General features: G+C 53.5%; 6 protein-coding genes. 4 read left to right on the forward strand and 2 right to left on the reverse strand.

Annotation, left to right across the window (positions count from 1 at the left end):
• Window positions 1-188 precede the first annotated feature (188 nt).
• Complete coding sequence (locus ACFSUD_RS19235) at window positions 189-329, forward strand: hypothetical protein (RefSeq protein ID WP_386376120.1); 141 nt, start codon at window positions 189-191, stop codon at window positions 327-329.
• A 178-nt stretch (window positions 330-507) separates the two neighbouring features.
• On the opposite strand, the gene ACFSUD_RS19240 is transcribed toward ACFSUD_RS19235, so the two are convergent.
• Complete coding sequence (locus ACFSUD_RS19240; RefSeq protein ID WP_386376121.1) at window positions 508-1263, reverse strand: GntR family transcriptional regulator; 756 nt, start codon at window positions 1261-1263, stop codon at window positions 508-510.
• 138 nt (window positions 1264-1401) lie between these two features.
• On the opposite strand from ACFSUD_RS19240, the gene ACFSUD_RS19245 reads away from it, so the two are divergent.
• From ACFSUD_RS19245 to ACFSUD_RS19255, 3 genes are all read left to right on the forward strand, one after another.
• Window positions 1402-2214 (forward strand): phytanoyl-CoA dioxygenase family protein, encoded by an 813-nt coding sequence (locus tag ACFSUD_RS19245; protein ID WP_386376122.1) that lies wholly within the window; start codon window positions 1402-1404, stop codon window positions 2212-2214.
• A 77-nt stretch (window positions 2215-2291) separates the two neighbouring features.
• Window positions 2292-3377 carry a TRAP transporter substrate-binding protein gene (locus ACFSUD_RS19250; protein ID WP_386376123.1) on the forward strand — a complete coding sequence of 362 codons (1086 nt, stop codon included), beginning with the start codon at window positions 2292-2294 and terminating at the stop codon, window positions 3375-3377.
• A 536-nt stretch (window positions 3378-3913) separates the two neighbouring features.
• On the forward strand, window positions 3914-4456 hold the full coding sequence (locus tag ACFSUD_RS19255) for a recombinase family protein (RefSeq protein WP_386376124.1): 543 nt from the start codon (window positions 3914-3916) through the stop codon (window positions 4454-4456).
• Between the two features lie 215 nt (window positions 4457-4671).
• Here the strand turns inward: ACFSUD_RS19255 and ACFSUD_RS19260 are convergent, their stop codons facing one another.
• Complete coding sequence (locus ACFSUD_RS19260) at window positions 4672-6615, reverse strand: ATP-binding protein (RefSeq protein ID WP_386376125.1); 1944 nt, start codon at window positions 6613-6615, stop codon at window positions 4672-4674.
• Window positions 6616-6732 lie beyond the last annotated feature (117 nt).

A 6732-nucleotide genomic window follows, 5' to 3' on the forward strand; every position in this document is an offset into this window, starting at 1 on the left:
CCCTGATAATCCATCCATTAGGGCCGAATCTCAGATCAGGCGATCACAAGGAAGGTGGGGGCGGCGCACCGCTTGCAAAAGTCCGACCTGCATGAGCTGCTCGAACTGACTACGACCGAAGCGGGCGGCGCCCAACGTTTTCGCATCTCAGGCCAGAGCGTGACCCCGCCCCCGAAGCAGGCGCATAGATGATCAACACCCTCCTGAGAGGCGATTTTGGCGCCGAGGTGAACCTCGATTACCGGCCGGACGGGCCGCCCTGTGAAATCCATTTTGGGTTCTCAGAAGATCAGCGCGATGAAGAACTAGCAATATTCTCGCGCACCTAGACTCTTCTCTACGGTGGCGCTCACTATGAAGCAGGAAACCGCGCATACAGCCATTTCGGAGAGCAGCTCGCGGTCCGGCGGCCCCACCGCTCTTCCTTATTGTCCAAGGTTATTCACGAACTAGCGGCTACCCTCAAATCATACCGATCATTTCAAGTGAGATCGTGAATCCCACTGCTCAAAGCTTCGGGATTGTTTGTGCTTTCTGAGGAATTTCGCCAAATACCCCAGCGTAGCGGCGCGAGCTGCCCGGCGCTGTCAGGATCGCGATACTGACGACCATGTCGCGCGACCAGGTACGACGTCGAAGAAGCAAACAGGGCGTTCCCGGCGGGACCTGTAGCCAGCCTGCCGCGTCACTTTCGATTGCTTCTGCTTCGAATACATGCTCTGCGCCTTGGAGCGTTCCTAACCCCATCAAATGAGCATGAGCTGTCGTAGTCGAAAAATCCACTTGTAGAAAGTCCGGCGCGAAACCGGGATTAACGAAGCGTTCCTCTAGCAAAACTGGCGCATCGTCTCCGAAATGCAGAAGTAAGGTTCGGAAATGTAAGGCGTTGCCGGGCAAGCCAAGAAGACTGTTGATCCTAGGCGCGGAGGATTTCTCCGCTGTCAGGCAACGACAGGAATGTTGTCGCCCGTCCATCGAAATTTCCTCGGCGATGTCGCGAATTTCCAGCACTGCCGATTCATTGCGCGCTTCACTCACGAAAGTACCCACACCTTGAATACGGGTAAGAATGCCCTCGCTCTCCAGTTCACGGAGCGCCCGGTTAACCGTCATTCGGGAAACTCCGAACCGTTGAACCAGCATACTTTCGGACGGAATCCGCCCTCCCGCCAGAAATTCTTCTGAAGCGATCCGCGCCCGAATATCGTCCATGATCCGTTTGTACTGCGGGCCGGGGCGGGGTGTAGGGACGGCACTGGTCATCTGATTATTCCTAGAGTGGATGCCTCACCAAATCTTCTGGCGACGCTGTTCTTCTTTCTCGCACCTCCCAACCCCAAATGTCTAGACAGGTACTAACATGCTTGTATATACATGTATATACAACCAACGAGGACCCACATGCAAACGCAAGAAAAATATCGAATAACCGATGACATGTCCGAGACATTCACGCGCGATGGCGTGATCTTCCTACCGGGACTCTTCCGCGAATGGGTTGAGCCTATCACCGAAGGAATCGAAGCGCTTATGCGCGATCCCAGCCCGCTCGAACGATCCTATCAGCCAACCGATGGATCGGCCCCGTTCTTTCAGGACCTGTGCAACTGGGGGCGGATCGACGCTTTCCGCAATTTCGTAACCTCTTCCGTGGCGGCGGAAACCGGCGCAAAGCTGATGCAATCCACGACCTGCCGACTTTTCCATGACCATGTGCTGGTCAAGGAGGCTGGCACCTCTGTCGTGACACCTTGGCACCAGGATCAACCCTACTACTGCACCACAGGTGAGCAAAGCGTCAGCTTCTGGATACCGCTTGATCCGGTCGCGAAGGAAACCGCGTTGCGCTGCGTGGCAGGGTCGCATCTCTGGAACAAACAGCACAAACCCAAACGCTTCGACGGGACAGATTTGTACGAAGGTGATGATGCCGAGGAAATGCCCGATATCGATGGCAACCCGGACCTTTACGATATCCGAGCCTGGGACATGCAGCCGGGCGATGCCGTAGCATTCAACTTTCGCACGGTACACGGCGCGGCGGCCAACCAAGGGCAGGCCACCCGCCGCCGCGCCTTCTCGACGCGTTGGGTCGGCGATGACGCTGTATTCCAGGACAGGGGCGGGAAGGGCTCGCCGCCCTTTGCTCATCTGACATTGCAAACCGGAGAGCCGCTCGAGGGACCTGATTTTCCGGTTCTTTACCCCGCCTGAGGTCAGCCGCGCTCGGAAACTGGAGAACGCGGAACCGGGCGCATTTCTTTCACAACCACCACCAGGGAAATCAAAATATGAAACGCAGAAACTTCCTCGCCGCAGGAGCAGCTATCGCCGCCACTTCCACTCTTGCGACCCCTGTGATTGCACAGGACAAGCGTCAATGGAAAATGGTGACATCCTGGCCCAAGAATCTCCCCGGGCCAGGAATCAATGCACAGAAAATTGCTGATCTGATCACCGAAGTTTCTGGCGGGCGGCTCGAAATCAAACTCTACGCGGCCGGGGAGCTGGTTCCAGGAAACGGCGTTTTCGACGCGGTCTCTGAAGGCACGGCAGAAATCTATCACTCCGTGCCCGCTTATTGGGGATCTAAATCGAAGGGTCTGCTGCTGTTTGGCTCGCAACCCTTCGGGCTTCGGGCTGACGAGCAATTGGGATGGCTCAAGAACGGCGGTGGGCAGGAATTATACGACGCAGCCTACGCACGGTTCAATCTAAAGCCATTCCTGTGCGAGAATACCGGCCCGCAATGGGGTGGCTGGTTTCGTGAAGAGCTACAATCGGTGAATGACATCAAGGGGATGAGCTTCCGCTCTACCGGCCTGTCCTCAGAAATGCATTCCAAGATCGGAATGGCGGTGCAAGCGATGAGCGGACCGGACATGTTCCAAGCGCTGCAAACCGGCGCCATCGATGCCGGGGAGTTCATCGGCCCCTGGACCGACAGCGCGCTCGGGTATCACCAAGTCGCGAAATACTACTACTGGCCGGGTGTAGGCGAGCCCTCTTCAGCCGGAGAGATCGCCGTCAACAAGTCTCTGTGGGACGAGCTCCCTGCGGACCTGCAAACCATCGTGAAGCTGGCTAGCGAAAGCATTTATATTTCCTCCCTGGTGGAATATCAAACCAACCACGCCAAAGCCCTGCAGAGGCTGATTTCGGATCATGACGTCAAAGTGCGCCAAATGCCGGAGGATATTGTTGCCGCGATGGGTGCAGCGGCAGAAGAGATCTATCACGAGCTGCAAGACAGTGACGATGAGATCACCCGCAGGACCGTGGAAAGCTTCCTCGCCTATCGCAAGATTATCGGACCCTATATGGTATACGCAGACGCCGGTGAAATGAACGCCCGCGCCAAGGTATTGGGCTACTAAACACGCCTGCTGAAGCTTTGTGAGGCAGCGGCGGTCGAACGCATTTTCCAACAGGCGGGATGGAACAGGCTCGGTTTCGTCCCGCCCTCAATGGTGCGACTAGATGATTACCGACTCTCGCCGGTAGGATTGGCGGTCCGCTGTCCCTGATATTTGCGTCCGATTTCGTTCCTTCATTTCAAACTATACCGACTGGCAACTAATACGGTGGCAACACGCTGATTACCAAAAGCTTGCGTAGCAGGGGTCAGCCTAAAAGCCGAATGGCCGCTTGCGGACCATCGCTTTGCAATCGAACCGAAGCATTTCGCTGTTTTTGAACGGCAGACATTGCCTGCCTGCAACCTTCATTCTCTTAGAAGGACATCCCCAGACATCGAAAATGTCACCAACGTCACTGAACCTGGCAAGTTCAATCGTCCATAAAGGTCTACCCTACCGAGACAGCCCAAATCGACGGAACGAGCGTATATTTAGACTTGAATTGAATTTAATAGACGGTACTCTACAAAGGTCTAGTGTCATAGGAGACATTCATGTCTATCGTAGGTTATCGGCGGGTCAGTACTGTAGAGCAAAACTTCGACCGACAGGACCTGGGCGACGCTGACAAGCTCTTCGAAGAAAAGCTTTCCGGCAAAAGCGCCAAAGATCGCCCAGCGCTCAACGCGATGCTGGAATGGGTCCGAGAAGGTGACACTGTGGTGGTCCATAGCATCGACCGATTGGCCAGAGACCTGCGCGACCTGCAATCGATAATTCAACGGTTGAACGACAAGGGCGTCTCGATAACCTTTAGAACGGAGGGGCTGACGTTTTCCGCCAAGTCGAATGATGCCTTTGCCACGCTGCAACTGCAGATGATGGGAGCTTTCGCAGAATTCGAAAGGAACATCATTCGCAAACGCCAGGCGGAGGGTATCGCAAAGGCAAGAGCAAAGGGGCTTTTTAAAGGGCGCCCGAAGGTTGTTGATGACGCTAAGGTTAAAGAATTGAGGCAGGCAGGCATGGGAGCTACTGCGATTGCTAAGGAGCTTGGGATCGGGCGAGCGACGGTCTACAAATCTTTGAGATCGTAGGGAGCGTTTTCAGTCGATAGGACTTTAACTGGCGGGGGGGGGGAGTCTGGTCCCAATTGGCCATTCACGCTACGGCTGGCGAATGGCCGGTGTCAGCCCATCTATGACATTCGTGCGTGGCGCTGGATGGAGCCGAGCCCAGAGCATGAGGACGGTTTCCGGATACTCACCACGCTCAACGCGAAGGTGCGCCGAGCGAGACGAGGCGACACTACTCACTCACCTGCCAAGCGGCTAATCTGAAGCCCAGCAAAATTTGTCTTACCCTCTAGGATATCGACAAACACCATGTTCCTCTTAGCGGCGCGATCTTTCAGTCTGTCGAAGGCCAATACTTCGACAATCATATTGCGCGTATCAAAGTACTTGTAGGCCATCGGGCCACCGAAATTCGTGATCTTAAAGTCATTGTCTTTGAGGTAAGTCTCTAAGTCATCGTTCCAGTCGGCTATAACATAGCCCCGCACCATATTCTCCCGCGAGACCTCAACCTTTCTGTCACCGCTCGTAGTAACGCCACCAAAATCGCGTATTTCCCCAATCTGTGAAATAAGTTGCTGCACCGGATTGTCGGTTGGTTTGTCAGCGTTCTCGTCAGCGACAAATCCCTTCTTGTGTGGACGTTTCATCTCGACGACAAGAAGCTCTTTCTCGTTGTTCACCAATATATCGTGAGCGAACGATCCTTTTCCGCGTTGCCTGCCCTTCGGGGTCCGGTCACTGGAGATGTACTCCGCGTACGCAAGGTCGTCATCGATTAGCCAGAGGTTGTGCGAGGAATAGTCGATCTCTTCGCTGTCCTTGTACCGAGGGTAGATCAGCTCGTGGACGGCATCCTCTTTGGCCACCGATCCGTCGGACTTACGATCTAGCATTTCCGTGAGCACTTTGATCACGTCGTTCCTATAGGCTACGTAGATGGCCAACGCCTCTTTCGCATCGGCTGGGATGTTATTTCTAACTACCCTCTGGAGTTCCTCTAACGGTGTCTTTGAGTTTATCTTTCGAAAGTCGAACTTGCTTCTTAGCCGTGCAACAAATAAGTCCTGCGCCAGCTGCTCCTTTGACTCTGTGATACCTCTCTCGTTGACAAACTCTTCAAGAGTTTTCCCCCCGAGACCTCTTCGGAGGACAGGGTCGAGTGCAATCAACTCCTCCACGTTAGATTTTATTGTTGCACGCCTGCTCCCGGTATAGGTTGGCTCAATTTCTAGAATGCGAGCCTTTGCTTCGACAGCGAGGGCGTCTTTCAGCAACCTTTCCTTGCCTTGATGCTGTATCTCAATTCCGAGATTCTCAATCCGATCGCGAGACTGAGTGGCTTTGAAATAGGGACTGGTTACAGAAACAAGGTAATTGTACCGCCGTTTTTGGTCAGTGAAAGGCGTCTCTCGGAGTCCCTTGGCAATGTTCTCAAGGTCACTAGTGGCTCTATTATCGGCGTAAAAGTAAAGGCTGTGACGTTTAGATTTTTTCGCGTCGATCTGCATATAGCGTAGGTGAAACTCGACATTCTCGCCTTCGATCTCAAACGAAACAGTGTCCTCGTCGCGCTGTGTCACGCTGTCTGTGAAATAGTCAGAGAGGTTGAAAGTCGCGCCGTCGATTACACACAGGAAGTTCCGTGGCGTCTTCTTCTGGACAAACTCCAGGAGAAAATGGTCCAGAAGTGCGATCAGTATTTCCTCTTCCGTGTAATCTTCTTCTTTACCTTCAGGAGTAAAGTGGAAGTATTTTCTGTACTCATCTTGAGGATTGCAAAACGCGACGGAAAGCCCTGAGGCATGCTTGTGTGGTGCGAGATGCTCGGTGCTGCTCAGTTCTTTAAGGTTGTCGTCTTGACTAAGCGGAGTGTACTCGAAAACGGAATTGGCTATCCTTCCGTCTACGAATTTCGTCGGCGAAGCATAGAACACACGGTCAAATATCTTGAACGACACGAAGCGTCCAAAGCCCTTTCCATTTCGACGCAATTTGTTCCCGGTAAATGGTGTCAGAAAAGCGTCCAGGTTAGCCGCGCTGAAGCCCTCTCCATTATCTTCAACCACAATTCTTTTTGAATTTATATCAATTTCAACTTTTATGAAGCCGTCTTCGTGAGCGCGGAATTCATATTTGTCTTCAATCGAATGTAGAGCGTTGGATACTGCTTCAAACACCGGGTAGAGAAACCCTGGAAGGCCTCCCGGAAGCGAAGCTCTTCTAACAGGGTGCTGATTTAGTCGCTGATCCGGAACGCTATCCCTTCAACGGCGCCGGTTCGGGTGATCTTCTCA

The organism is Sulfitobacter aestuarii (assembly GCF_042685005.1).
Lineage (GTDB): Bacteria > Pseudomonadota > Alphaproteobacteria > Rhodobacterales > Rhodobacteraceae > Sulfitobacter > Sulfitobacter aestuarii.